Annotated in this window: 20 protein-coding genes and 3 tRNA genes; 14 read left to right on the top strand and 9 right to left on the bottom strand. The window is 55.3% G+C overall.

The window, feature by feature from the left end:
• Positions 1 to 158 precede the first annotated feature (158 nt).
• The gene (recR, locus tag G5380_RS08125; RefSeq protein ID WP_019444931.1) at positions 159 to 761 is read right to left on the bottom strand and encodes a recombination mediator RecR; all 603 of its coding nucleotides are present in this window, start codon (positions 759 to 761) and stop codon (positions 159 to 161) included.
• Positions 762 to 975: 214 nt separating this feature from the next.
• Between recR and G5380_RS08130 the strand changes: the two genes are divergently transcribed.
• Together G5380_RS08130 and G5380_RS08135 are read left to right on the top strand one after the other, a co-directional pair.
• Entirely contained in the window at positions 976 to 1,701 is a 726-nt protein-coding gene (locus tag G5380_RS08130; protein WP_266134807.1) for a DUF2982 domain-containing protein, read from the top strand.
• A 468-nt stretch (positions 1,702 to 2,169) separates the two neighbouring features.
• Positions 2,170 to 3,201, top strand: coding sequence for a LacI family DNA-binding transcriptional regulator (locus G5380_RS08135; RefSeq protein ID WP_421352632.1), 1,032 nt, complete (start codon positions 2,170 to 2,172; stop codon positions 3,199 to 3,201).
• Between the two features lie 145 nt (positions 3,202 to 3,346).
• On the opposite strand, the gene G5380_RS08140 is transcribed toward G5380_RS08135, so the two are convergent.
• The 3 genes from G5380_RS08140 to G5380_RS08150 form a co-directional block, all read right to left on the bottom strand.
• Entirely contained in the window at positions 3,347 to 3,766 is a 420-nt protein-coding gene (locus G5380_RS08140) for a GNAT family N-acetyltransferase (RefSeq protein WP_421207032.1), read from the bottom strand.
• A gap of 96 nt (positions 3,767 to 3,862) precedes the next feature.
• Entirely contained in the window at positions 3,863 to 5,884 is a 2,022-nt protein-coding gene (locus G5380_RS08145) for an alpha-glucosidase (RefSeq protein ID WP_421352633.1), read from the bottom strand.
• 103 nt (positions 5,885 to 5,987) lie between these two features.
• Positions 5,988 to 6,191, bottom strand: coding sequence for a hypothetical protein (locus tag G5380_RS08150; RefSeq protein ID WP_421236286.1), 204 nt, complete (start codon positions 6,189 to 6,191; stop codon positions 5,988 to 5,990).
• Between G5380_RS08150 and G5380_RS08155 the strand changes: the two genes are divergently transcribed.
• The 9 genes from G5380_RS08155 to G5380_RS08195 all read left to right on the top strand — a co-directional run bounded on the left by G5380_RS08155 (position 6,174) and on the right by G5380_RS08195 (position 15,932).
• Positions 6,174 to 7,562: a glycoside-pentoside-hexuronide (GPH):cation symporter gene (locus G5380_RS08155; RefSeq protein WP_041234289.1), complete on the top strand. Its 1,389-nt coding sequence runs from the start codon at positions 6,174 to 6,176 to the stop codon at positions 7,560 to 7,562. The genes G5380_RS08150 and G5380_RS08155 overlap by 18 nt on opposite strands.
• A gap of 62 nt (positions 7,563 to 7,624) precedes the next feature.
• Positions 7,625 to 9,082, top strand: coding sequence for a glycoside-pentoside-hexuronide (GPH):cation symporter (locus G5380_RS08160; RefSeq protein WP_412782181.1), 1,458 nt, complete (start codon positions 7,625 to 7,627; stop codon positions 9,080 to 9,082).
• 64 nt (positions 9,083 to 9,146) lie between these two features.
• Positions 9,147 to 10,901 carry an L-arabinonate dehydratase gene (gene araD, locus G5380_RS08165; RefSeq protein ID WP_216978944.1) on the top strand — a complete coding sequence of 585 codons (1,755 nt, stop codon included), beginning with the start codon at positions 9,147 to 9,149 and terminating at the stop codon, positions 10,899 to 10,901.
• An 11-nt stretch (positions 10,902 to 10,912) separates the two neighbouring features.
• Positions 10,913 to 11,701 (top strand): HpcH/HpaI aldolase family protein, encoded by a 789-nt coding sequence (locus tag G5380_RS08170; protein ID WP_216978945.1) that lies wholly within the window; start codon positions 10,913 to 10,915, stop codon positions 11,699 to 11,701.
• The gene (locus G5380_RS08175) at positions 11,701 to 12,594 is read left to right on the top strand and encodes an aldose 1-epimerase (protein ID WP_216978946.1); all 894 of its coding nucleotides are present in this window, start codon (positions 11,701 to 11,703) and stop codon (positions 12,592 to 12,594) included. The genes G5380_RS08170 and G5380_RS08175 overlap by 1 nt, the downstream gene beginning before the upstream one ends.
• On the top strand, positions 12,587 to 13,474 hold the full coding sequence (locus tag G5380_RS08180) for an SMP-30/gluconolactonase/LRE family protein (protein WP_216978947.1): 888 nt from the start codon (positions 12,587 to 12,589) through the stop codon (positions 13,472 to 13,474). The genes G5380_RS08175 and G5380_RS08180 overlap by 8 nt, the downstream gene beginning before the upstream one ends.
• A complete protein-coding gene (locus G5380_RS08185; protein WP_069556391.1) occupies positions 13,471 to 14,337 on the top strand; it encodes an NAD(P)-dependent oxidoreductase in 867 nt (288 codons plus the stop codon). Before G5380_RS08180 ends, G5380_RS08185 begins: the two co-directional genes overlap by 4 nt.
• Before the next feature lie 95 nt (positions 14,338 to 14,432).
• Positions 14,433 to 15,122, top strand: coding sequence for a porin OmpL (gene ompL, locus G5380_RS08190; RefSeq protein ID WP_216953422.1), 690 nt, complete (start codon positions 14,433 to 14,435; stop codon positions 15,120 to 15,122).
• A gap of 42 nt (positions 15,123 to 15,164) precedes the next feature.
• Positions 15,165 to 15,932: an SDR family NAD(P)-dependent oxidoreductase gene (locus tag G5380_RS08195; RefSeq protein WP_421352634.1), complete on the top strand. Its 768-nt coding sequence runs from the start codon at positions 15,165 to 15,167 to the stop codon at positions 15,930 to 15,932.
• A gap of 360 nt (positions 15,933 to 16,292) precedes the next feature.
• Here G5380_RS08195 and G5380_RS08200 read toward each other — a convergent pair.
• Together G5380_RS08200 and dauA are read right to left on the bottom strand one after the other, a co-directional pair.
• Positions 16,293 to 16,380: transfer RNA gene (locus G5380_RS08200), tRNA-Ser, on the bottom strand.
• Positions 16,381 to 16,563: 183 nt separating this feature from the next.
• Entirely contained in the window at positions 16,564 to 18,300 is a 1,737-nt protein-coding gene (gene dauA / locus G5380_RS08205) for a C4-dicarboxylic acid transporter DauA (RefSeq protein WP_069528347.1), read from the bottom strand.
• A 488-nt stretch (positions 18,301 to 18,788) separates the two neighbouring features.
• Here dauA and G5380_RS08210 point away from each other — a divergent pair.
• Positions 18,789 to 18,864: transfer RNA gene (locus G5380_RS08210), tRNA-Asn, on the top strand.
• A 4-nt stretch (positions 18,865 to 18,868) separates the two neighbouring features.
• Positions 18,869 to 18,944, top strand: a tRNA-Asn gene (locus G5380_RS08215).
• A 44-nt stretch (positions 18,945 to 18,988) separates the two neighbouring features.
• Here the strand turns inward: G5380_RS08215 and G5380_RS08220 are convergent.
• Positions 18,989 to 20,062, bottom strand: a complete 1,074-nt coding sequence (locus tag G5380_RS08220) for an HNH endonuclease (protein WP_201936379.1) — start codon at positions 20,060 to 20,062, stop codon at positions 18,989 to 18,991.
• The gene (locus G5380_RS08225; protein ID WP_421172587.1) at positions 20,046 to 20,672 is read right to left on the bottom strand and encodes a class I SAM-dependent methyltransferase; all 627 of its coding nucleotides are present in this window, start codon (positions 20,670 to 20,672) and stop codon (positions 20,046 to 20,048) included. Before G5380_RS08225 ends, G5380_RS08220 begins: the two co-directional genes overlap by 17 nt.
• 261 nt (positions 20,673 to 20,933) lie before the next feature.
• Here G5380_RS08225 and G5380_RS08230 point away from each other — a divergent pair, with 261 nt between their 5' ends.
• Positions 20,934 to 21,818 (top strand): hypothetical protein, encoded by an 885-nt coding sequence (locus tag G5380_RS08230; RefSeq protein ID WP_421172588.1) that lies wholly within the window; start codon positions 20,934 to 20,936, stop codon positions 21,816 to 21,818.
• Positions 21,819 to 21,831: 13 nt separating this feature from the next.
• On the opposite strand, the gene G5380_RS08235 is transcribed toward G5380_RS08230, so the two are convergent.
• Positions 21,832 to 22,551 (bottom strand): hypothetical protein, encoded by a 720-nt coding sequence (locus tag G5380_RS08235; RefSeq protein WP_421312744.1) that lies wholly within the window; start codon positions 22,549 to 22,551, stop codon positions 21,832 to 21,834.
• Positions 22,552 to 22,610: the final 59 nt, after the last annotated feature.

Consider the following 22,610-nt stretch of genomic DNA (forward strand, 5'->3'; position numbering starts at 1 on the left):
TCCTCAGAAACATCGGGTTGAACATATGCCCAACCTAGATGGGGACGGCCAATCAAATATCAAGGGGGCGAATGTGCAATCCTGCTCATTCGCCCCCTTTTTCCATTCAACTGCCGATTTTCTGATCAAGCCGCAATGATACAGCCCTATCCCGCCCCTTATTTGAGGCGCTGACGCCCCATCAGGGAGTGGGAGAGCGTGGTGCCATCCACCAGCTCCAGCTCTCCGCCCACCGGCACACCGTGGGCGATGCGGCTCACCTCTACCCCGGCAGCACGGGCCATATCAGCGATATACCAGGCGGTAGCATCCCCCTCGATGGTGGGATTAGTAGCGAGGATCAGCTCACTGATGTGCTCTTCCTTCAGACGGCGCTCGAGAATATCGAGCCCCAGCTCCTCCGGGCCGATGCCGTCCAGCGGCGACAGATGGCCCATCAGCACAAAGTAACGACCGGAAAACTGACCGGTCTGCTCGATGGCCGCCACGTCCGCCGGGCTCTCCACCACGCAGAGCAGGCCATTCTCTTCCCGCTTGGGATTGGCGCAGATATCGCAGCGGTCGTTCTCGGTAAAGGTGCGACAGTGGCTGCAGTGACCAATCTCGGTCAGGGCGCGAGAGAGCAGCTGGGCCAGACGCAAACCGCCGCTGCGCTCACGCTCGAGCAGGGTAAAAGCCATCCGCTGGGCAGACTTGGGCCCCACCCCCGGCAATACCTGCAGGGCTTTCATCATCTCATCGAGCAGGGGACTGAACTTCATAACACTCCTTACACGGGCCTGCCCCTCGCCACCACCAGGGCCACGACGGGTCAGCAAAACAGGATAACGCCAATGGCGCAGGACTATACCCGAGCCGGCCCATGACTGCCATTTGCTTTGCTGGCCAGCGCAAAAACGCGGCGCTTATACTTGGTCAAAGACAAACGGGTGGTGTAATAAAAGATCGCTCCCCTCATCAGGACAAGGAGGTTAAATGGAGACACAACATATAAAGCCTCTGGTCCGCCGAAACGGACTAACCCTGATCTGGGCCGGGGGGCTCATCACCAGCCTGATGCTATTACTACTCTGGTTGCTTGTGGAAGGCCCGGTGCTCCCGGCCTATATATTGTTGCTACTGAGTGGCATGATGATAACCTTGATAGGCTGGTTCAAGCTCAATGAGCCCCCGATCAGCCTATCCCTATGCCAGCACTCCCTCCACTATCACCACAAATATGGCGGCTGGGCACTGAAGTGGCACAACATCCAGCGTATCGATCAACCCAGAATCCATGTTGGTTGGGATCTCCAGCCCCTGCCCTATATCGGTTTCAAGATAAAACAGTATGACGAGTTTCTGACACTGATCACTCCCAGACTGGCCGTGCATCTGTTGACAGAGCAGCGCCCTGTGTTGCTGCATGCCCTGCATAATGAGCAGCTCCATGGGCAGCCAGTGCATACAAATGACCCCTTACAAGGCATCGACTGGCTGGAGGAGAGTCACTTTTGCTCCCCGCAAGGGCTGCACTACGATGGCGCATTGGCCATGCTGGCTCAACGGATGATTCGCATGCGCCACTTGCTCGGTTATGACCTGTTGATCCCGGTAGGCAGCCTGGATCGGGAACCGGATGATTTCCTCAAACTGCTGCGCCAATACAGGCAGGAGGCGATCGTCTCTCCACTACCTTCATCAGAGCCACACGCTCAATAACCCCCCTGCCAAGTGGTTGTCGCTACGTCCCAGGCACTGAACGGTGAGCTATCCAACGCGGTTGTAACACCCATTAGACGATTGCAGAGAGTGCTGATGAGAACTACCGATTCCCATAACACTAAATACTCATACCCTGAAGTAACCACCCTTCACCATGTGGTGCGGTGTTTATTTGAACAGTTAACTGCCATGGGTCATGGCAGTTAAAGAGGCTCATTTTTCGACATTGGATGCCAAAACGCTCAAGCGCTCTTGGCAACACGTTTTTATTTGTAATGGCTAACCAAAATCTAATTACCATACAAGTAACCCGAATTGCCGACGCACCTCCTACAGCGAATCATCACTTTTATTTAAGCCTTATTTTTTATACACTTAAATACATGTCGGGAGATTATTGGATGGCTTTTCCCTCAGATAACGAAGGATGTCGAGCCGAGTAAAACCAATCAGGAAGCAGAACACGTGTCCTCGAGAAGCAAACAAACCGTCAAGCTTGATGATGTCGCGGCCCTGGCCAAGGTGTCCCCCTCGACAGTCTCACTTTATGTACGTCATCCAGACAAGGTAAAAGCCAATACCGGCCATAAAATTCAGCGTGCCATTGATGAATTGGGTTATGTGCACAACAAAATTGCCAGTCAGTTTACTGCCGGGCGAAGCTCGGCAATGGCAATTATCGTTCCTTCCATTTCCAATATTACCTTTAGTACCTTTGTCCAGCAGATTGAACATATCGTGAGTGATGCAGGTTTTCAGCTCTATATCGCATCTCATGATCACTCAATGGAAAAAGAGGAGCAGCAGATCCGCTCCATTTTACAATGGTCTCCTGCCGCCATAACCCTCACTGGCGCGAAGCACAGTGATACTACGATTCGTATGCTGGAGCACAGTGCGGTGCCTGTGGTTCAAGCATGGCAAATCGGTGAAGCCAGTCCGTTTGTCGCGCAGGTCGGTATAGATCATTTTCAGGTGGGTTACGATGCCGCATCTTACCTGATACGCTCCGGCTGCCATAAAATTGCCTATTTCACGACCCGTTTTAACGATGACGTGCGTGCGCAGAGCCGCTACAGCGGCTTTTGCCAGGCACTTGAGACGGCGGGTATGGATCCCTTGTTGGTCGAAATCCCTTACAGCGACAATATTTACCCCGCCACACGCGAACTACTCATCAAGACACTGCTCAAAGAGCGCAAACTCGACGGCATTTTTGCATCAAACGATACCATTGGTACTGCATTGCTGATGGAGGCGATTGCACGCAATATCCCGGTACCAGAGCAACTATCTATCATCGGGTTTGGCGATTTTCCAGGCAGCGGCTATCTGGCCCCCGTGACCTTGTCCAGTATCAATATCAATATTCACTCTGTTGCCAGCCAAGCTTCATCTATGATGTTGCGGATGGCTCGCGATCCCGATTATAAAGGCGAGATCATTGATGCCGGATTTGACTTGATCCCCAGACAGAGTACCCGGTTTGTTTTGTGACCAAGCCAATATAGTCACACCATGAACCATCACAAAACCATGGCCTTGATAAATAGCCCATAAAGATAAATGCCCCCCATGTATCTACCAGAACACTATCCATTGCGTCAGATATTTTTAAGCAGGGCACCAGTCACTGCCAGCGCTACAAGATTTTGGTTAAGTAATATCGCTGATGAAACACCGGGCACTTTTCCAACGTCATCACGACGGAATAACCCCTCGCTTGGTAAAAAGGCTTTGCTTGAAAACTAAAAGTATCGAGCTGTGAAAAACGGCAGCCGCGCTCTAGGGCAGCCTGCTCCATTGCTGCCAATAACCGGCCTCCTACACCGCGCCCCCGCAGGCTACTGGCCACCCACAGATACTCGATATAGAGCCAGTTACCGTAGGTATGGCCACTGCATCCTCCGGCACGACGCATCTGCTCATCCTGATAGAAGATGGCAAGTGGGCGACGTATCTGTTCACCGACAAACTCACGATTGGTTTTGATCAGGTTGTCTCGTAAAAAATCGATGTCGTCCTGGCTGGGGTTTTGCACAACGTCAAGAGTGTCAATCATGCTGCTCTGCTCCTCTGGTGAAACATAATGGCCGTGAACATTGTCACGGCCATGGGTTATCTGGGTCGCATCCTCTATGGCGAACGCCGGTGCGATTTACGCCAGATCCTTTAGCTCGGCAAACAGCGAAGCCCAGGGACTTTTGGCACGATAGAACACCGGGGGCTGGCCAATCGGTGCAGGCAGAGTGACCCGCTGGCCCCCTGTAAAGCGCTGGCCGCTCCAGACATGCGTCCACTGCTCACCTGCAGGCAGGTAAGTTGTCCACTCACGCACATCCCCTTGGTGAACCGGTGCCACCAGCAACTCTGACCCATAGAGGTATTGATCCTGTATGACGTAGGTCTCGGGATCATGTTCAAAATGCAGCATCAGGGCACGTTGAACCGGATACCCTTTCTCGGCCGCTTCATCCACCAGGCTACGCAAGTAAGGAGTCAGGTGGCAATAAACTCGGGTCATCCGGGCAAAATGCGCCAACGTGCTGCCATCCTGGTCAAACTGGAAATTCTCATCAGGGCGGTTACCTTCGTGGGTACGCATGACTGGGGTAAAGGCAGCCATTTCAACCCAGCGGTCAAACAGCTCCTTGGTTCGACGGTTGCCAAACAGTGAGGTGTAGCCACCGATATCCGAGTGGTGATACGCGTTCCCCAACATACCGGAGGAGAGCGCCCCCGAGATCACCGTGACCAGACCGTCGTGACGGCTGAAATCGACACATTGATCGCCTGCCCACAGTAGCGGGCAGTATTGCTGCACCCCGGTGTAACCGGCTCGCATAAAGAAAAGGGCATCACCGGTTTGGCCGTTCATCGCGATCGCTTCTGCGTTGCACTGTGCCCACAGAGTCGGCCAGGCATTGTGCATCAGCTTGGCATCGACACCGTTGTGCAGGTAGATGTTATCGGTCGGCAGGTACTCGCCAAAGTCAGCCATCCACCCCTTGATCCCCATGTCCAGCATGTTTTTACGCAGCACGGTATCACGGAACCAGGCCATGGCGTCTGGATTGGTAAAGTCGACACAGCCGCAATAGAATTCGCCAAAGTCGACCAGCGCAACTTGACCATCCTTGTCCAGCGCCATATAGCCGAACTCTTTGGCGATTGGAAACAGCTTGCCATCTTCACACAGGTAGGGGTTGACGTAGGCCATGAACTCGATGCCCTGGTCATTGAGCGCCTTGATCCTGGCGGGCAGATTGGGGTAGCGATCCTGATGGTGCTGCCAATCCCAGTCCCAGAACAGGCGCTTGCCAAACGAGGTGACCCGCAAGCCGCACCAGTCTTCACTCCACAGACCCGAAACCTTGATACCATGGTCAAGGGCGTTTTCCAGACGACTGAAGGTATTGACCTCCCCCCCCTTCAGACCAAGGATCGCCCCCTTGTAAACCCACTCAGGCAACCTGGGCTGGCGGCCAAACCGGGCAGACAGTTTTTCGATAATGCCCAGATAGCTCTCTGCGGTGCGCAACTCGATGGCCTGCGGGATCGCCCACACTTGCAGCTCATGAAACCCTTCGTGACGAAAATCGAAATCGGCATAAGCGGTGGTGTCGATATGGCAGCTGTATTTACGAGAGGAGACAAACGTGGGTTGCGGATAGTTGGTGTGGTAGTAATCCCCACCGGCTTTGCCCATCACATCGGCTTTCCATTTGATCTCGCTGTGGGGATGGCGACCAACACCGGGCTCTGAGGTCCACAACGGAAAGTGACGGCCACGCAAATCAAAATAGGACATCTGCTCGCCACAACCCCAGACATGCTCTTTACGTTCGGCCGGCAATCTGACCCAAAAGCGGTTATATGCCTCGTTCAGTATGGTCGGATAAAGCATCACATCATCGCCATCACACACCACAGCCACCTGTAACAAAGCCGGGGTCAAGGCATTCGGGGCAAAAACAAACAGGTTGTTGTCAACCTGTTCGATATGAGTCAATGCGACGCGAGACTCGATATAGTCTTCGATATCAAAATTGCCGCGATAAATTTCCATTTTTTCCCGGCCCTTACCTATATAAAACGCCGGGGCATCCGCTTGATGAGAAAATAACAACTGCTGCTGGTGCTGAATCGTTAACGCCTGTGACGAAAATTCGAGTTGCATTGCATAAGCTCCTGTTTAGTCGGGCCATCCCCGCTTGCTCGCAAACACAATAATAGCGCTACGATTTCATTTCAATCGCGTAAAACCCAAACAGCGATCTCGATCACCAATCAACATCCGCCACATGAAAACGCTTGGCCCATTTGTAAACACCATTTTTAAGAGAATCCTTAACCACCAGCGCAATCTCTCGATCTGGATCCCACTTTTCAACAATCACCCTTGCGCCAACAATCGCATCGCTACGATTATTGGCAGGCCGGATGGGTTCCACACTATGGAGAATAAAATGGTTGTTCAGGCGCATATCGAAAGCAGACTGCCTTTTAGGGAAAAACTTGCCTATGGCGTCGGCGATTTTGGTTACAACTTTGTATTGAATATCACCACCCTCTATCTGCTTAAATTTCTGACCGATGTAGCAGGTATCAATGCGGCGTGGGCAGGCGTCATCTTTTTGGTGGCGAAAGTGTTCACCGGCTTCACCGACCTGGGCACCGGCATTTTCCTCGACACCCGCAAGAGCTTCGGACCTCGCGGCAAGTTTCGTCCGATGCTGCTCTGGACCATAGTGCCCCTGTTTGTCTGCAACATGTTGCTGTTTTGCAATTTTGAGCTCGACAGCGAGACCAAGACCACCCTGTTCATTGTCTGCTTCATGGCCTTTGGCCTGTTTTTTAGCCTGGGCAATGCCAGCTATGGCGCCATGGTGCCCTCTATGACCAAAAACGTTCAGGATCGCGCAGAGCTGGCAGCCTGGCGTCAGGGCGGAGCCAACACTGGCTTGTTGCTGGCCACCGTCGGTTTCATGCCCATCGCCATGTTGTTTGAATCCCAGGAGACCGGCTACATGGTGGCAGCCCTGGCCTACACCTCGGTCGGCTTGGCGGCGGTGCTCTTTTGCTACCTCAACGTCAAAGAACACCACACCATCATAGGTAATGACCCTGACCAGATAGTCGAGAAGCCCACCATCAAGGAGGGGCTCAAGGCGGTACTCAAGAACAACCAGTTGCTGGTGCTGGCAGTAGCCAACCTGCTGACCCTCTCCGCATTCAACGTCAAACTCACCGTGCAGGTCTTCTACGCCCAGTACATTCTGGGTGATGTCTCCATGGTCTCTTACATGAGCTTTGTCAGCATGGGGTGCATCTACCTCGGGGTGTTGTCTGTGCCTGCGCTGGTACGCCGCTTTGGCAAAAAACCTGTCTATCTGGCCGGATTGTGCCTGTGGATCTCCGGCGACATTGCCAACTACCTGTTCGGTGGCACCGTCATGAGTTACGTGCTGTTCACCTCGCTGGCGTTCTTTGGCACCTCTTTCGTCAACAGCCTTAACTGGGCGTTTGTCTCAGATACCGTTGAGTACGGTGAGTGGAAAACCGGTACCCGTACCGAAGGCTTGGTCTACTGCGGCATGACCTTCTTTAGAAAGTGTTCGCAAGCTATCGCAGGGTTCGTCCCCGGGTTTGCTCTGGCACTGGTTGGCTACATGCCCAATGTGGAGCAAACCGATGCCGCCAAAGCCGGGATCACCGGACTGATTTTCATCTACCCGGCAAGCCTGGCCATCGTAACGGCACTGGTGATGGCCCTCTTCTACACCCTCAACGAGCAGCGCTATCAAGAGATCATCGCCAGCCTTGGTGCCCGCCGTGTGGCGACCACCCAAAGCTGACTCTCATGCAACTGGCAGCGGCGTGCTGGCCACGCTGTTGCTCTCTTCAAGGATGTGATCCCATGACATATCGCAATGTGGCAAGTGACCGTCTGGCATGGCAGGAAAAGATGGCCTACGGAGTGGGTGATCTCGGCTATAACTTCCTGCTCAACTGCACAACTCTCTATTTGCTGATCTTCCTGACCGATGTGGCAGCCATTCCGGCAGCATGGGCCGGAGCAATCTTTCTGGTTTCGAAGTTCTTTACCGCCTGCACCGATCTGGTGACCGGCAGCGTGCTGGATAATCGTTCCGAGCTCGGCCCCAGAGGTAAATTTCGCCCCTTCCTGCTCTGGACCATAGTGCCACTGGCTCTTATCAACACCGCCCTGTTTACCAGCGTTGAGCTCCCGGTCATCGCTAAAACAGTACTGTTTACCCTGCTGTTCATGATGTTTGGTGCCTTTTACAGTTTTGGCAATGCCTCCTATGGCGCCATGGTCCCGGCCCTCACCAAGCGACTCCAGGACCGAGCCGAGCTCGCCGCCTGGCGCCAGGGCGGAGCCAATACCGGATTACTGCTCTGCTCGGTGGGGTTCATGCCGCTGGTATTGCTGTTTGACAAACCACAGGTCGGCTATAGCGTTGCGGTACTGATTTATTCGGTCATGGGGGCTGCAGCAGTACTCTTTTGCTACAGCAGAGTTCGTGAACGCCATGTGCTGCCATCGGTTGTCAACGAATCGGGGTTTTCGGCAGTACAAACCAACGCACGGGCCGTGCTGGCAAACCGTCCGCTGGGCATCCTGGCGCTGGCCAATCTGCTGACGCTAGCAGCGTTCAACACCAAGCTGATTGTTCAGGTTTTTTACGCCCAATATGTGATTGGCGACGTATCGATGATCGCCTACATGAGCTTCATCAGCATAGGGTGTATCTACCTGGGGGTATTGCTGGTCCCCTTTGCCGTGCACCGTTTTGGCAAACTGCCTGTCTATCTGGCCGGCATTGGCGTGTGGATATGCGGTGACCTGCTCAACTACCTCTACAGCGAGAGTGCTCTCGATTACATCCTCTTCACCTCCCTGGCCCTGTGGGGATCAGCTTTCGTCAACAGTCTCAACTGGGCGTTCATCTCTGACACCGTCGAGTATGGGGAATGGAAAACCGGCATCCGCACAGAAGGGCTGGTCTACTGCAGTCTGACCTTCTGCCGCAAATGTTCGGCCGCGCTTGCGGGCCTCATTCCCGGGCTGGTGCTGGCATGGTCAGACTATGTTCCCAACGCGACGCAAAGCACCGAGACCCAAAGCAGCATCGCCAATCTGATGTTTCTCTACCCGATCTGTGCCCTGATTTGCGCTGCTGCCTTGATGTTGCTGTTCTACCCGCTCACTGATGCTCGCTATCAACAGATCGTCCGGGAGCTGGCACAACGCCATGCCCTTGCTTCTCCCCGGAAACCCCATCACCGAATGAGTGAACAATCTACTCCATCGCCTGACACCCCCCCTCTTCGTGCGGGTCAGAATGGCTGAATTTAACATGCTGTTTTTATTGAATTAATCCTTAACCAAATCAGACAAAGAGAGCGCTATTCCTATGTCATTCAACAGTGAAAACCTGGCCAAGCTCGATATCTCGGCGCTGCGTAGCCAACGCTGGTATGCCCCCGACACCATCCGAGCCTTCGCCCATCGTCAACGCAGTCAGCAAAGTGGCTTGAACCGCGACGAATTCATGGGCAAGCCAGTGATCGGGATCATCAATACCTGGAGTGAAATGAGCCCCTGCCATAGCCACCTGCGTGAGCGCGCCGAGGCCGTCAAGCGAGCCGTCTGGGCCGCGGGAGGCTACCCCGTTGAATTGCCCGCGCTGTCGGTCGGGGAAGTATTGGTCAAGCCGACCACCATGCTCTATCGCAACTTTCTGGCGATGGAGGCAGAAGAGCTGCTGCGCCAGCATCCTATCGATGGGGCCGTGCTGCTCGGCGGTTGCGACAAATCCACGCCAGCCCTGCTGATGGGTGCCATTTCGATGGACTTGCCAGTGATCTTCTGCCCCGCCGGCCCCATGTCGAGCGGCAAATGGCGCGGTCATGTCACCGGTGCCGGTACCCATACCAAGAAGTTCTGGGATCAATTGCGCTTGGGGGCCATTACCCAGCATGACTGGATCGAGCTGGAGGGGGCGATGACTCGCTCCATCGGCACCTGCAATACCATGGGCACAGCATCCACCATGACCTCCATCGCCGATGCCATGGGCTTTATGTTGCCGGGGGCCAGCTCCATCCCCGCCGCTGACTCGCGACACGTCCAGATGGCAGCCCAATGCGGCCAAATCATCGTCGACATGGTGTGGCATGATCACAAACCTTCCCGCTGGCTGACCCGAGCCAACTTCCTCAATGGCGTAGTGGCCTACATGGCGCTCGGCGGCTCCACCAATGCCGCGATCCACATGATTGCGATGGCCAACCGGGCGGGCATCAACCTCACTCTGGAAGACATGGAGTCGGTGGCACGGGAAGTCCCTGTGCTGGCCAATCTGTTTCCCTCTGGTGATCAGTTGATGGAGGAGTTCTTCTTCGCCGGCGGTCTGATGGCCCAGCTGAAAAAGGTGGAGTCATTCCTCCACCTCGATGCGATCGGGGTCACCAATCGTCCCGTTGCACAGTGGATTGCCAACGCGACCTGTTATGACGACAACGTGATCCGCTCGCTAGATAACCCTGTGGTACCGCTCTCCCGTGGATGTGCATTGACAGTATTGCGCGGCAATCTGTGCCCCAACGGGGCTGTGATGAAATCATCTGCCGCCAAACCCGAACTGCGCCACCACAAGGGCCCTGCCATCGTCTTCGACAGCCATCAAGAGCTCTCGGATCGCATCGATGACCCCGCCCTGGAGGTAACCAAGGAATCAGTGATTATCCTGCGCAATGCCGGCCCGGTCGGCGCGCCGGGCATGCCGGAGTGGGGCAACCTGCCGATCCCGAAAAAGCTGCTGCAACAAGGCGTCACCGACATGGTGCGGATTAGCGATGCCCGCATGTCCGGTACTCACTATGGCACCTGTATCCTGCACGTTGCCCCTGAAGCGGCCATTGGTGGCCCACTGGCACTGGTACGTACCGGTGACCTCATCGAGCTCGATATCGCCAATGGCCGCCTCAACATGCTGGTCAGTGATGAAGAGCTGGCCGAGCGCCGCCGCACGCTCAAACCGGTACACAAAGTTTATGAACGCTCTTATGCCGCACTCTATCAACAACATGTGACCCAGGCCGATCAGGGCTGTGACTTCGATTTCCTCCAGGCTGGCAGCAAAGTGCCCGAGCCCCCGATTTTCTAAAGGAGCAAACAATGAATCCGTTCAAACTTGCGATTACTCAAGGTCCACGCCCACTGGGCACCTGGATGATGACTGGCAGCGATACGGTGGCGGAAGCCATGGCGACTGTCGGTTTCGATTTCTTGGTGCTGGACCAGGAACATGTGCCGGTCGATAGCCTGGATGCGATCCGTATCGATCGCGCCATTCGTGCCAGCAACCCGGCCACCACCCCACTCTACCGCCTGGCCTGGAACGACACTGTGTTGATCAAACGGGCGCTTGATGGCGGTGCAACGTCGCTGATGGTGCCGTTTGTCAACAGTGCAGCAGAAGCCCGCAAAGCGGTAGAGGCGGCCTACTACCCTCCCCTAGGCAAACGCGGCTTTGCCGCGGTGCATCGTGCGTCCGGTTACGGTGCCGAACCCGAATTCGTGCGTAAAGCCCGGGAAGAGCTCTGCCTTATCCTGCAAATTGAGACCCCTGACGCCATTGATGCCATGGAAGAGATGGCCATTGAAGGAGTGACCGGCTTCTTTATCGGCCCCGGCGATATGAGCGCAGCCATGGGCCATATTGGCAATCCCTCTCACCCCGAGGTGCAAGCCAAGATCCGTGAAGGGCTGGAGAAGTGCCAGCGCTTGGGATTGCCTTGCGGGATCGTCGGTGGCAACCCCGAGCTGGTGAACAAATATCAAGAGATGGGTTTTAGCTTTGTGGCGCTCGGCTCCGACATGAGTTACCTGCTGGCTCGCGCCCGTGAACAGCTCGCCGCGATCCGGGGGGAACGTCTGAGCATATCCGGTGGCGAGGTTTACTGATGAAGAGGCTTCACCGCCAAAGCGGCCCGCTTGATCTGGAGCTCATCCCCGAGCTTGGTGGCGCTATCGGCAAACTGACCTGGCATGGCAGGGAGATCTTGCGCTCCCTGCCCGATGGTCAGAACGTCACAGTCAACCAGGGGGGCTGTTTTCCCCTGGTACCTTACTCCAACCGTATTGCTCATGGACGGTTTCACTTCGCCGGATATGATTACGCCCTGCTGCGTAACTTTGGCGATCATCCCCACTCAATTCATGGCAACGGCTGGCAGCAGCCATGGCAAGAAGGGGATGCAGATGATGACTCTGTCGTGCTGACCCTGCACCATGACGCACAGGGAGCATCCGCGGCGCAATGGCCCTGGCCTTATCGGGCAACTCAGCGCTTCACCCTGCAAGAGAATGCGCTTCATATCATACTCACTTACCACAATCTGGCCGATCACGCTGTCCCGGCTGGGCTGGGCTTTCACCCCTATTTTCCCCGTGCGGCGCACGCCGAGATCCAGTTCGACGCAGGCGGTGTGGTACTCAACGACCACAAGTCCCTGCCCACTGGTCTCGCGCCACTACCGACCCAATGGAACTATCGCACTTGGCGCAAACCTGAACCCGCCAGTGTCGATAACTGCTTCCATCACTGGAGTGGCTGTGCACGGGTGCGCTGGCCAGATGAGAAGCTGATGGTGACCCTGAGCTCACCCGATGCGCCTCACGCCATCCTGTTTCTGCCGCCCGCCGATCGTGACTTCATCGCCATCGAGCCGGTTTCTCATATCAATGATGCCATCAACAACGGTGGCTTTGGTGACCCTGCGCTGGCCATGGCCACTGTGCCAGCCAATGGGCAGTTGCAGATCTCCATGCTGCTTGAGGTTTCTCACTATGCCTAATCCTGCTCTGCTACTTGCCGACTACCGCGGCCATCTGCCCGAGTGCCCGACCTGGAGCACTGATGAACAGGCGCTCTACTGGACCGATATTCTCGAGCGTTGCCTGCACCGCTATCACCCCGAAAGCGGCGCCATGACGACAATCCCCTTCCCCGAAGAAGTGGGCTGTTTTGCCCTGCGCGAACAGGGTGGCTTTATCGCAGCGATGCGCACCGGGATCTATCTGTGTGATCAACACGGGCAAATTGAGCGTAAAGTCGCCGATAACCCCAATAACCCAGCGCTGGCCCGTTTTAATGATGGCGGTACCGATCAGGCGGGTCGTTTCTATGCGGGCACTTACTGGAGCCCACGAGATTACAACGGCGCCCTGCTATGCCGGGTTGATGCCGAGCTGCAGATGTCGGTGATCCAGTGCGACATTCTGGGAGCCAATGGCTTGGCATTCAGCCCAGACATGCGCTGGATGTACACCACTGATACCCCCAACCGCCGCCTTTATCGCACTCCGTTGGCCCGCGACGGTTCACTCGGTCAACGGCAACTGCTGCGCGAGTTTGCAGCCCGCGCCGACGAAGGGCGCCCGGATGGGGCTGCAATCGATGTCGAAGGATGCTACTGGAGCGCCCTGTTTGATGGCCATCGTATCGCCCGCTTCTCTGCAGAGGGGGTATTGCTGGCCGAATATCCCTTGCCGGTACGTTGCCCCACCATGGTCTGTTTTGGTGGTGAAGACATGAAGACCCTCTTCATCACCACTACTCGCGAAAATATGGACGCCGCCGAACTGGCAGCACGTCCGCTCTCAGGTGCGCTGTTCAGCATGCGTGTTGACATCGCCGGTCTTGCTAAACCCACATTTAAGGAAAACAACAGATGAAAACTATTGGCTTTATCGGTCTTGGTCTGATGGGCGAAGCGATGTCAAAGAACATCGTCAAAAAATTTGATGGCAATGTGTTGGTATTCGATATCAATCAGGAGGCTGTCGCCCGGGTGGTCGATGCAGGCGCCATCGCCTCCCCTTCCATTGCCAGGTTGGCAGCCGATGCGGATGTGATCATCTCCATGGTACCGCGCTCCGAACACGTCAAAGCGGTCTATACCGAACTGCTGCCACACCTTGGCCCCGGCAAGATCACCATCGACATGTCCACCATTGACCCGGCAGTGTCAATCGCCTTATCCCGCCAGGTAGCAGAAACCGGTGCCGTGATGCTCGATGCGCCTGTGGTCAAATCCGTCCCTGCCGCCGTGGCTGCCGAGCTCGGGATCTACATAGGTGGCGACCTGTCCGCCTACAAAAAGGTCAAGCCATTGCTAGCCATGATGGGCAGCAACCAGATCCACCTGGGGGGCAACGGCCGTGGTTTGATCATGAAGGTGCTGCACAACACCTTGGTCGCCCAAATTCAGAACAGTGTCAACGAAATGCTGGCCACCGCCGATCATTTCGGCATCGATAAAGAGAGCTTCAACACCGCCGTCTCTTACGGTGGCGGCAGCAACTTCTATCTGACCAGCAAGATAGGTGCCCTGATCGCCGAGAACTACAACACTGTCTTCTCGCTGGAGAACATGGCCAAAGATATCGGCATTATGAAGAACCTCATGGGAGAAGAAGCGCTGACCCTGCCCGGAGTCGAATTGGTGAATAACATTTACCAGCAAGGCCTGAATAACGGTTTGGGCCGTGAGGATTTCTGTGCCACTTATAAGTTGGTAAAGCAAAACATTCAATAGCTGGCTGATAAAAACCATCGCATGAGGTAATTAATTTACCTCATGCCAATCGCTGTACGATTTAATATCAACTTACCATTGGCGAGTCAATCACTATGCGTATCCACCCCAAAATATGCTTAATCCCTCTTATATGCTGCAACGCAGCTTTCGCGGGCGGTTATTTTGAAAGCCGTGAGGCATTTAACTTTGCTACCGACCAACATGAGTTATTGTTGCGACTCGGCTATAACTGGGAATCTGGTGCGGGTATTATGGCCAGCAATGCGTATAATACCGATAAACTAGACAAGCTAAAGCACAGTTATAACGAAATTGAAGGGTGGTATCCGCTATTAAATTTAACCACCAAACTCTCGGTCAATGCCGGTGGTTTGGTTAACTCCTCTAGCTCTGGCTCTGGTGGCTCTGCGTATCTGGATGGAAAGTACAACTTTACCGATAACTTTTCCGTTATTGCACGATACCGTTACAATCATCAAAATTATCTAACTACGGATCTTGATGGTTATGGCGATAATAACGATACCAATGAATACGCACTGTATATTGTCAATAAAATAACGCCAGCTTTGACCCATACTTTTGAATCGCACTATTTTTCTCGCGTTAATAATTTCAACAGTGCTAATGGGAAAGATCATCACTGGGAGCTAACCAGTCAAACCCGCTATCGAATCAATCCACAATGGATGCCTTATCTGGAATTACAGTGGTACGATAGAAATATTGCCTATGATGCAGAGGCATACCGGATCCGTATTGGTGTTAAATACTTTTTCTAATGTTGCCAGATGAATTCAATCTATGACTCACGGAGAGCAGTTATGAACTATTCCCAGCAAGTACAATATCACTCTATTGCCGGCAAGGTCGCCGTTATCACAGGTGGCGCCAGTGGCATTGGCGAAGAGTTGGTGCGCGCCTTTGTCAGCCAAGGTGCCAAAGTCGCCTTCCTCGATTTTGATAAATCTGCAGGCGAAGCACTCGCGCATGAGCTCGACTGCCTGTTTCTGTTTTGCGATGTCACCGACCTGACTCTGCTCAAAGCGTGTTTTACGACCATTGAACAACAGCTGGGCAGTGTCGATATCCTGATCAACAACGCGGGCAGCGATGATCACCATAAAATTGAGGATCTGACCGAGGAGTATTTCGAAAACCGCATCAATATCAATCTGCGTCACCAGTTGTTTGCGATCCAAGCCGTGCTGCCAGGCATGGAGCAAAAAGGGAGCGGCAGCATCATCAATATGGGATCCATCAACTGGATGCGGGGCCGCCCCGGGAGAGTCTGCTACTCCCTGTCAAAAGCCGCCATCCATGGTTTTACCCGTACCCTAGCGCAGGAGTTGGGCGCAAGAGGCATTCGGGTTAACAGCCTGGTACCAGGCGCAATCCGTACCCCCAAACAGGATGCGATGTGGGCGCAACTCGACCCTGCCGCGGTGAACCAGTTTGTCGAACTGCAAGCACTCAAATTCCGTCTCGATGGCTCACATTGTGCTCGCATGGCACTCTTCCTCGGTTCTGAAGAGTCCAATGGCTGTACTGGCCAGGATTTCATTGTTGATGCAGGGCTTACTCTGAACTAGGGCTCTGTCCCAAGGCTGTCTGCTTGAAATGATGAGGTTTGAGCAATATCTGGCTGGCATGGCATTCAACCATGCCGGGCAATCCAGAAGAGGCAAATGCTGCAGATATTGCTTGTTTTTATAGATACGCGCTTGGCTAGATGGGAAAGGTCTCGATGCAAATGGGGAAAACGCCATTAATCCGAGCAAGAGTGGTCTCCATGACCCTCTCTTACATCTGAGGGTACCGGAAGAAGATCCCACCATCTTCAGAATGATGCGATCAACTGATATGCAAACCACCAACAGTTGAGATAGTCGGGGCGCATAATAAATCATGCATAAAGAAAAACCCCTGCTCTAAAGCAGGGGTTTACTGTTTGGCGGTGAGGGAGGGATTCGAACCCTCGATACGTTGCCGTATACACACTTTCCAGGCGTGCTCCTTCAGCCACTCGGACACCTCACCAAATTTTGGTCTGTGGTTTAACGTGTTCAGCCAACACGGTATTCGCTGCGCTGTTGCGCTGGAACGGGGCGTAATGTAAGGGATACGATGGCTTTTGGTCAATGCAATTTTTTACTTTTTGCGTTCGTTTGCTCAATATCCGAACCAAGTGACCAAAAATATGCCGTTTCGTATCCCTTTCAATCAATTTACTGCCGCTTCGTGCAAATGTTCACCTTTGAGCGCCTCTTCCAGCGAACCGTAGAATTCCAGCTTGCCGGGCTGCGGCCGCACCTTGGCACGGGCCAGGGTCTTGAGCGGTTGGAACTGCAACTCGGCCACCCGCAACTCGACCCCGGCTTTGGCCATCTGCTTGCCAAAGTGGAGGAAGGCAGACAGGCCGCCCGCATCGAGGATGGAAACCGCCTCCATCTGCAACACCAGCACCTGGTGCCCTTTCACTTGCGCTTCCAGCTCGGCAAAGACCCGTTCGGCCGCGGCAAAGAAGAGCGGGCCGTTGATCTTGTAGAGCAGGCCGTTGTCCGGCACCTCGTGGGCATAGCGCTTGTGCTCGGCCAAATCGTGCAGTTTGGTCATCTTGGCGATTTCACGCATAAAGAGCAGGGAGGCCAGGATCACCCCGAAGGTGATGGCGATGACCATGTCGAAAATGACGGTGAGTGACAGGCAGACCAGCAGCACCAGCACATCGGATTTGGGCGCGCGACGGATCAGCTCCACCACCTTGTGCGCTTCACTCATGTTCCAGGCCACGATGAGCAGCAAGGCAGCCATGGCCGAGAGCGGCAACCAGGAGAGCCAGGGGGCCAGCACCAGAATGGCGGCCAGCACCACCAGCGCATGGACGATCCCCGAGATGGGGGACGTAGCACCGGCACGCACGTTGGCGGCAGAGCGAGCGATAGCGGCGGTAGCGGTAATGCCGCCAAAGAAGGGGGCGAAGATGTTGCCAAGCCCCTGCCCCACCAGCTCGGCGTTGGAGCTGTGTTTGCGACCGGTCATGCCATCGAGCACCACGGCGCAGAGCAGCGACTCGATCGCCCCCAGCATTGCCATGGAGAAGGCGGCAGGCAGCAGCCGCTCAACAGCCGCCAGGTTCCATTCAACTGGCAAACCATCCGGTCCGGGCAAGGCCCAGGGCATCACCAGGGTCGGCGCGATGGGCGGGATCCCCATCCCCTGGGTGCCATCGGCCAGGGTATAGCTGAACTTGCTGCCGATAGTGGCCACATCCACCCCAAAGTAATGGAGGCCAAAACCCAGACCTACCCCGACCAGCACCGCGGGCAAGTGGCCGGGCACCGGCAGACGCAGGCGTGGCCAGAGCAGCAGCACGGCCAGTGTTGCGACCCCCACCAGGGTATCGCCCCACTGCCAGCTTGGCAGGGCGGCGGCCAGCGCTTCGACCTTGCCCAGATAGGTTTCCGGCATCTCAGGCACGCTTAGGCCAAAGAAGTCCTTGATCTGCAAGGTGGCGATCACGATGGCGATACCACCGGTAAAGCCCAGCGTCACTGACGGGGGAATGTACTCGATAAGGCGGCCAAGACGGGCCATCCCCATCGCCACCAGAAAGAGGCCGGAGATGAGCGTCGCCATCAACAGACCGCCAACCCCGAACTGCTGGGCGACCGGGTAGAGGATCACTACAAAGGCAGCGGTCGGGCCTGAGATGGAGTAACGGGAACCACCGGTCACGGCGATCACGATACCGGCAATGATGGCGGTATAGAGACCGTGTTGCGGCGGTACACCGCTGGCGATGGCCAGCGCCATGGCGAGCGGGATGGCGATGATGCCCACCGTCACACCGGCGATAAGATCACGGCCGAAGCGGGCCATGCTATAGGGTTCATCAATACAGGACTGGCGTAAGGCTATGGCGAGCTTCACGCTATTTAAAGAGGCTTGCTTGTGCATGTATATCGTAATACCAGAAGAGGGAGATAAAGGCCGGAGAGATCCGGCGCCCGATCATCATCAAGGGCCGGCAGGGCTGTCGACGCGGCGATGGTATCCTGCGTAACCTTACTCCAGACGGGCCATTTTTTCGATGGGCAGGATCAATGAAACGCGCACTCACCCATTATTTGGCCTATTTGCCGCCAAATCGCCGATCTTGGCTCCTGCTCTCCCCCTTTTTGCCACAAAGATCACCATTTGAGCCTCACTGTGTTACCAGCACGTTCGCGACATCATACTGGCATCATCAGGTTGATGCGAACCGAGCCAATAACCCCTTGGGCCGGTTGGGGGCAGTGATGGCAAGAGACTGATTGTGCTGAAAATAAACCGCAAAGCACAACTTTTGGGCAAACAATCCGAAAATCCGGTTTTCGGGAAATTCGCGGGTTGACACCCGCCGCCCTGGTCATTAATATTCGCCCCGTCTTAACGAGACAGGCAATTCCTCCTTAGTTCAGTCGGTAGAACGGCGGACTGTTAATCCGTATGTCACTGGTTCAAGTCCAGTAGGAGGAGCCACTTTTCCCTCGTAGTTCAGTCGGTAGAACGGCGGACTGTTAATCCGTATGTCACAGGTTCAAGTCCTGTCGAGGGAGCCAAATTCTAAAGCCCAGCCTTTTGGCTGGGCTTTTTCGTATCTGCCTCAGAAGAGTCTAGAGAAGCCTGGATTACTCATCCCCATACTGAGGGCTGTCACGTCCACAAACAGGTCAATACCACGCCACAACCGAGCATGCTCACGGAGTGCTTGCTGATAGGCCCAAGTAGCGATGGCAGTAGAACGCTCGGCATCGACGCTGACCAGAGGGGCCAGCTCGTCCGTGAGGTACGCCCCATGGGTCAGGATATTCTGCTCGTACCAAGCATCCCTGTGCTCGGGAGCGGCAAGAAAATCCCGTTTGCTCCGGTTACAGTTGGCGTGTGCCAGTACGAAGTTGTGGCCCAAATCGATTGGATAACGACGCCAGGGGATGAAATGGTCTACCTCACCACTCCCGTGTATCGCCTTGTTACAGTAAAAACAGGTTCCCCCCTGCAAGTCCCTCAATACCTCTCCTACTCGCCCCAGCGCCTGACGGCTTGAACCAAATAGAAAATTCTCCAACCCCACACTGGGGCCAATCAGTGGCTGATTACCCTTGATGTCGCAGATAAGCTGTAACCAATGCTGTCGGGAGAGGGAGACCACCAGATCGTAAAAGCGGTGGAGACAGTAGAGAATGCCGGGATTAAGGCAGATATGATCCGCGCCCCTTTGGTGCGGATAAAGGTGGCACTCCTCTCGCCCACCCAGGATCTGCAGACGCCACAAGGGTCCCTCAACAAGGATGCGCCGAACTCGGGCAAGAAGAGGCCGCCAGGCGTCGTGCCGACGCAGTGCAGTTACCGAGCGGACCCCCTCTGCACGCAGCCGGGACAACTCCGTCAGCATGATGGCCTGACGACCGCTGCTCTGTTTGAGCAAGGTAGCCGTTTCTCCCGTCGCCGAGTAGGGCAGACTGTGCTGCCAATAAAGCTCCACAAACTTGGTGGCCAGTTCGTCCAGCGTAATAGTGCGCGCCGCGGTCAGATCATGGGTCTCGGTACTGCGCTCAATCGCGATATCTGCAATCCCGTGGAGCAAGGCGCACTTGTAAGTGGCCACAAAATCGCCTTCGGTAAAGATGCGTTGCAGATAGGCAATAAAAGCGAGTTGTTGCTCAGGGGAGGCGTGCATGTTCACCCCCAAGGATCAGACTCTGCCAACTCAAGCCGCTACGCGCCAAGACATCCTCCTGTGGTCCTGACACATGGAGCAGTGTCATCCCCTCCTCCAATGCAAGCCGCTCCACCTCATCGACAGCTACCGGATACATGGCTCGCTCCCGCATCTCCTGCTCCGAGATAACCAGACGAAGACTCAGTACCAGATAACCATCTGGTGAGAGCAGCTCATGAAGACGTGCCAGCGCCAAGGGACGAGACTCCGGGGGTAGATGCATCCAGACAGCACTGAGCAAAATCAGATCAAAAGTACCGGTCACGCGAGAGAGAGCCGGCATAGCGTCATTGACCCAATCCACTGCAACATCCCGGGTATGGCACTGTCCCAGCGAAGCGAGTGCCTGACTGGGTTCGACAGCGACCACACTGTGGCCCTGATGGAGCCCGGCCAAAAACGCGGCATCCCGACCACTGCCAGCCCCTACATCGAGCAACCGGCGCGGCGCCGCCACGAGCCAAGGCTCCAGCAGAGTGAGCCAGTCGCAATGAACAGTGCGCGAAGATACCTGTTGGTAACGGGCCGCCAATTCGGTGGCGTGGCGCTGGTAGTAGTCGAGGGACACAGTGCGTTCCAATCGGAAAATAAAGGGAAATAGTCTCACAAGATCAGTGGGTTGACTATGACAAGGACGACACTTTACAGACATGAACGATTAAGGGAGCAGAGGCATTTACAAAAACGGGATGCCAGCCAAAAGAAGCGCGGCCAGAGGGCTCTGAATGATGCCACCGCTCAACATTTCGGGTAATATTCGTCCAACTCACTGATCTGTTAGCACTTATTATCGCCATGATAGGTCAACGCCAGATGGAGATGGCTATTGATGAACCCAGCTGATGTCGTGGCCCTGTTTGGGGATGACAAGATTCTTTCTTTTGACCTTGAGCTGACCAGGGATGAAAAGCTGCGCCATCTGGGTGCACTCCTGGCTGATCGTGAGCTCAATCTCAAAGGCCCGCAGGATCTTTCCATCAAGGCGTTAAATGCTCTGGCACAGGGGGCTGAGGTAATCCTTGGCCATAATATTCTCGATTTTGATCTCCCCTGGTTGGCCAAACAGGCTGTACGTCCCCAGTTGCTTCTCGAAAAGCCGGTAATAGATACCCTCTATCTATCTCCCCTTGCCTTTCCCAAAAACCCCTATCACCGCTTGGTCAAGGATTACAAACTGGTTCGGGATACCCTCAATGATCCGGTCGCGGATGCAAGGCTCGCATTGCAGATCTTCTCGGAACAGTTGATAGCCCTGCAAGCCTTACCCCTGTCCCAATTGCAGCTTTATCAATATCTGTTCGACCAGGGAGTCATGGCGCAATTTAACACTCAGGGTCTGTCACTGGTGTTTGCCAGACTGACAGGCCGCCCGCCAGTGCGGGTCTCGGAGCTACCCACTCTCATCAAGAGCATTGCCCATGAGAAAGCGTGCCCCAAACAGCTCAACCGGGTGATTGGTGATGCCCTGCGTCAACCCATGCTGTTGTTACCATTGGCTTATGCCTGCGCCTGGTTGCCCGTGTCCGGCGGGAACTCCGTGTTGCCCCCCTGGATTTGGCGCCGCTTCCCCCAGACCGCAGAAATCATTCACACAATTCGTGAACGTCACTGCGGTCATGCTGACTGCAGCTATTGTCAGGAGAACCACGATGCACGCCGCCATCTGCAGCGAATCTTCGAGCTCGACAACTTTCATGGTGTCCGGGATGATTAGACCACTACATTGCTTATTGGCGGGTGACCCGGATCTGCAGGGTCTGGCGCTCGCTCTGGCTGCCTCGCCCTCCCTGTAGTTGGGTGCCGAGCCTGCTCCCCTGATCTGCCGAGCTGGTCGAGAGCTCCCCCACCGTCAGCCACTGGCCTGGGGCCCCGCTCACCTCGGTGGCACTCTGCCCACGATTGATGGTGCCCTGATCCAGCCTCGCCTGTTCGCTGCTCAGCGCAATCTGCACCCGATCGCCAATCAAGGTGGCCGTGGCATAGAGGCCGTTCACCAACGGCATCATCCCCACCACGGCGCCCCCGTTCCATTGGTAGAAAGTCACCGGCTGATAGGAGCCCATCTGCAGCAGCACGGGACGGCCCGAAAGCCCGCGCACCTGCCAGCTGTCGTTTTGGCTGCGCTGGTACTGCTGGGAGTTGCCATCGAGCAACCACTGCCGCTTGACCTCGTCGCGACTGATTGAGCCTCCCAGTTGCTGACCGCTGGCGGCACCATCGACCCGCCACTCGATAAGCAGGCTTTGCGGTGGCTGGTTGATCTGCGCCAGCGTGGCTTCGGCCTCCTGCAGCTGGGCTGGCGTCCCGCTCAGCACCAGCTGATTACCCATGGCACTCACCCCAAGCTGGGGATAGATCTCCTTGAGGGTCTGCACCGCGGCCTGCGCCTCGAATACCGGGATCACTTTCACCTCGGCCCACAGCGATGGGCTCCAGAGTCCCATCATGCAGCCAAGCCACAGCAGCGCCCTGCAGCCAACCTTGCCCATCCGAACCATTACGCTCT

This window comes from Aeromonas sp. 604443 (genome assembly GCF_049170315.1).
GTDB classification, from domain to species: domain Bacteria; phylum Pseudomonadota; class Gammaproteobacteria; order Enterobacterales; family Aeromonadaceae; genus Aeromonas; species Aeromonas veronii_A.

Bases quoted from the DNA above. Each gene is read 5' to 3' on its own strand.
- G5380_RS08150 (WP_421236286.1), bottom strand. From the start codon at position 6,191: ATGCGCCTGAACAACCATTTTATTCTCCATAGTGTGGAACCCATCCGG.
- G5380_RS08155 (WP_041234289.1), top strand. From the start codon at position 6,174: ATGGTTGTTCAGGCGCATATCGAAAGCAGACTGCCTTTTAGGGAAAAA.
- G5380_RS08145 (WP_421352633.1), bottom strand. From the start codon at position 5,884: ATGCAACTCGAATTTTCGTCACAGGCGTTAACGATTCAGCACCAGCAG.
- recR (WP_019444931.1), bottom strand. From the start codon at position 761: ATGAAGTTCAGTCCCCTGCTCGATGAGATGATGAAAGCCCTGCAGGTA.
- G5380_RS08170 (WP_216978945.1), top strand. From the start codon at position 10,913: ATGAATCCGTTCAAACTTGCGATTACTCAAGGTCCACGCCCACTGGGC.
- G5380_RS08140 (WP_421207032.1), bottom strand. From the start codon at position 3,766: ATGATTGACACTCTTGACGTTGTGCAAAACCCCAGCCAGGACGACATC.
- G5380_RS08160 (WP_412782181.1), top strand. From the start codon at position 7,625: ATGACATATCGCAATGTGGCAAGTGACCGTCTGGCATGGCAGGAAAAG.
- G5380_RS08230 (WP_421172588.1), top strand. From the start codon at position 20,934: ATGAACCCAGCTGATGTCGTGGCCCTGTTTGGGGATGACAAGATTCTT.
- G5380_RS08185 (WP_069556391.1), top strand. From the start codon at position 13,471: ATGAAAACTATTGGCTTTATCGGTCTTGGTCTGATGGGCGAAGCGATG.
- G5380_RS08180 (WP_216978947.1), top strand. From the start codon at position 12,587: ATGCCTAATCCTGCTCTGCTACTTGCCGACTACCGCGGCCATCTGCCC.
- araD (WP_216978944.1), top strand. From the start codon at position 9,147: ATGTCATTCAACAGTGAAAACCTGGCCAAGCTCGATATCTCGGCGCTG.
- dauA (WP_069528347.1), bottom strand. From the start codon at position 18,300: ATGCACAAGCAAGCCTCTTTAAATAGCGTGAAGCTCGCCATAGCCTTA.
- G5380_RS08195 (WP_421352634.1), top strand. From the start codon at position 15,165: ATGAACTATTCCCAGCAAGTACAATATCACTCTATTGCCGGCAAGGTC.
- G5380_RS08220 (WP_201936379.1), bottom strand. From the start codon at position 20,062: ATGCACGCCTCCCCTGAGCAACAACTCGCTTTTATTGCCTATCTGCAA.
- G5380_RS08175 (WP_216978946.1), top strand. From the start codon at position 11,701: ATGAAGAGGCTTCACCGCCAAAGCGGCCCGCTTGATCTGGAGCTCATC.
- ompL (WP_216953422.1), top strand. From the start codon at position 14,433: ATGCGTATCCACCCCAAAATATGCTTAATCCCTCTTATATGCTGCAAC.
- G5380_RS08235 (WP_421312744.1), bottom strand. From the start codon at position 22,551: ATGATGGGACTCTGGAGCCCATCGCTGTGGGCCGAGGTGAAAGTGATC.
- G5380_RS08130 (WP_266134807.1), top strand. From the start codon at position 976: ATGGAGACACAACATATAAAGCCTCTGGTCCGCCGAAACGGACTAACC.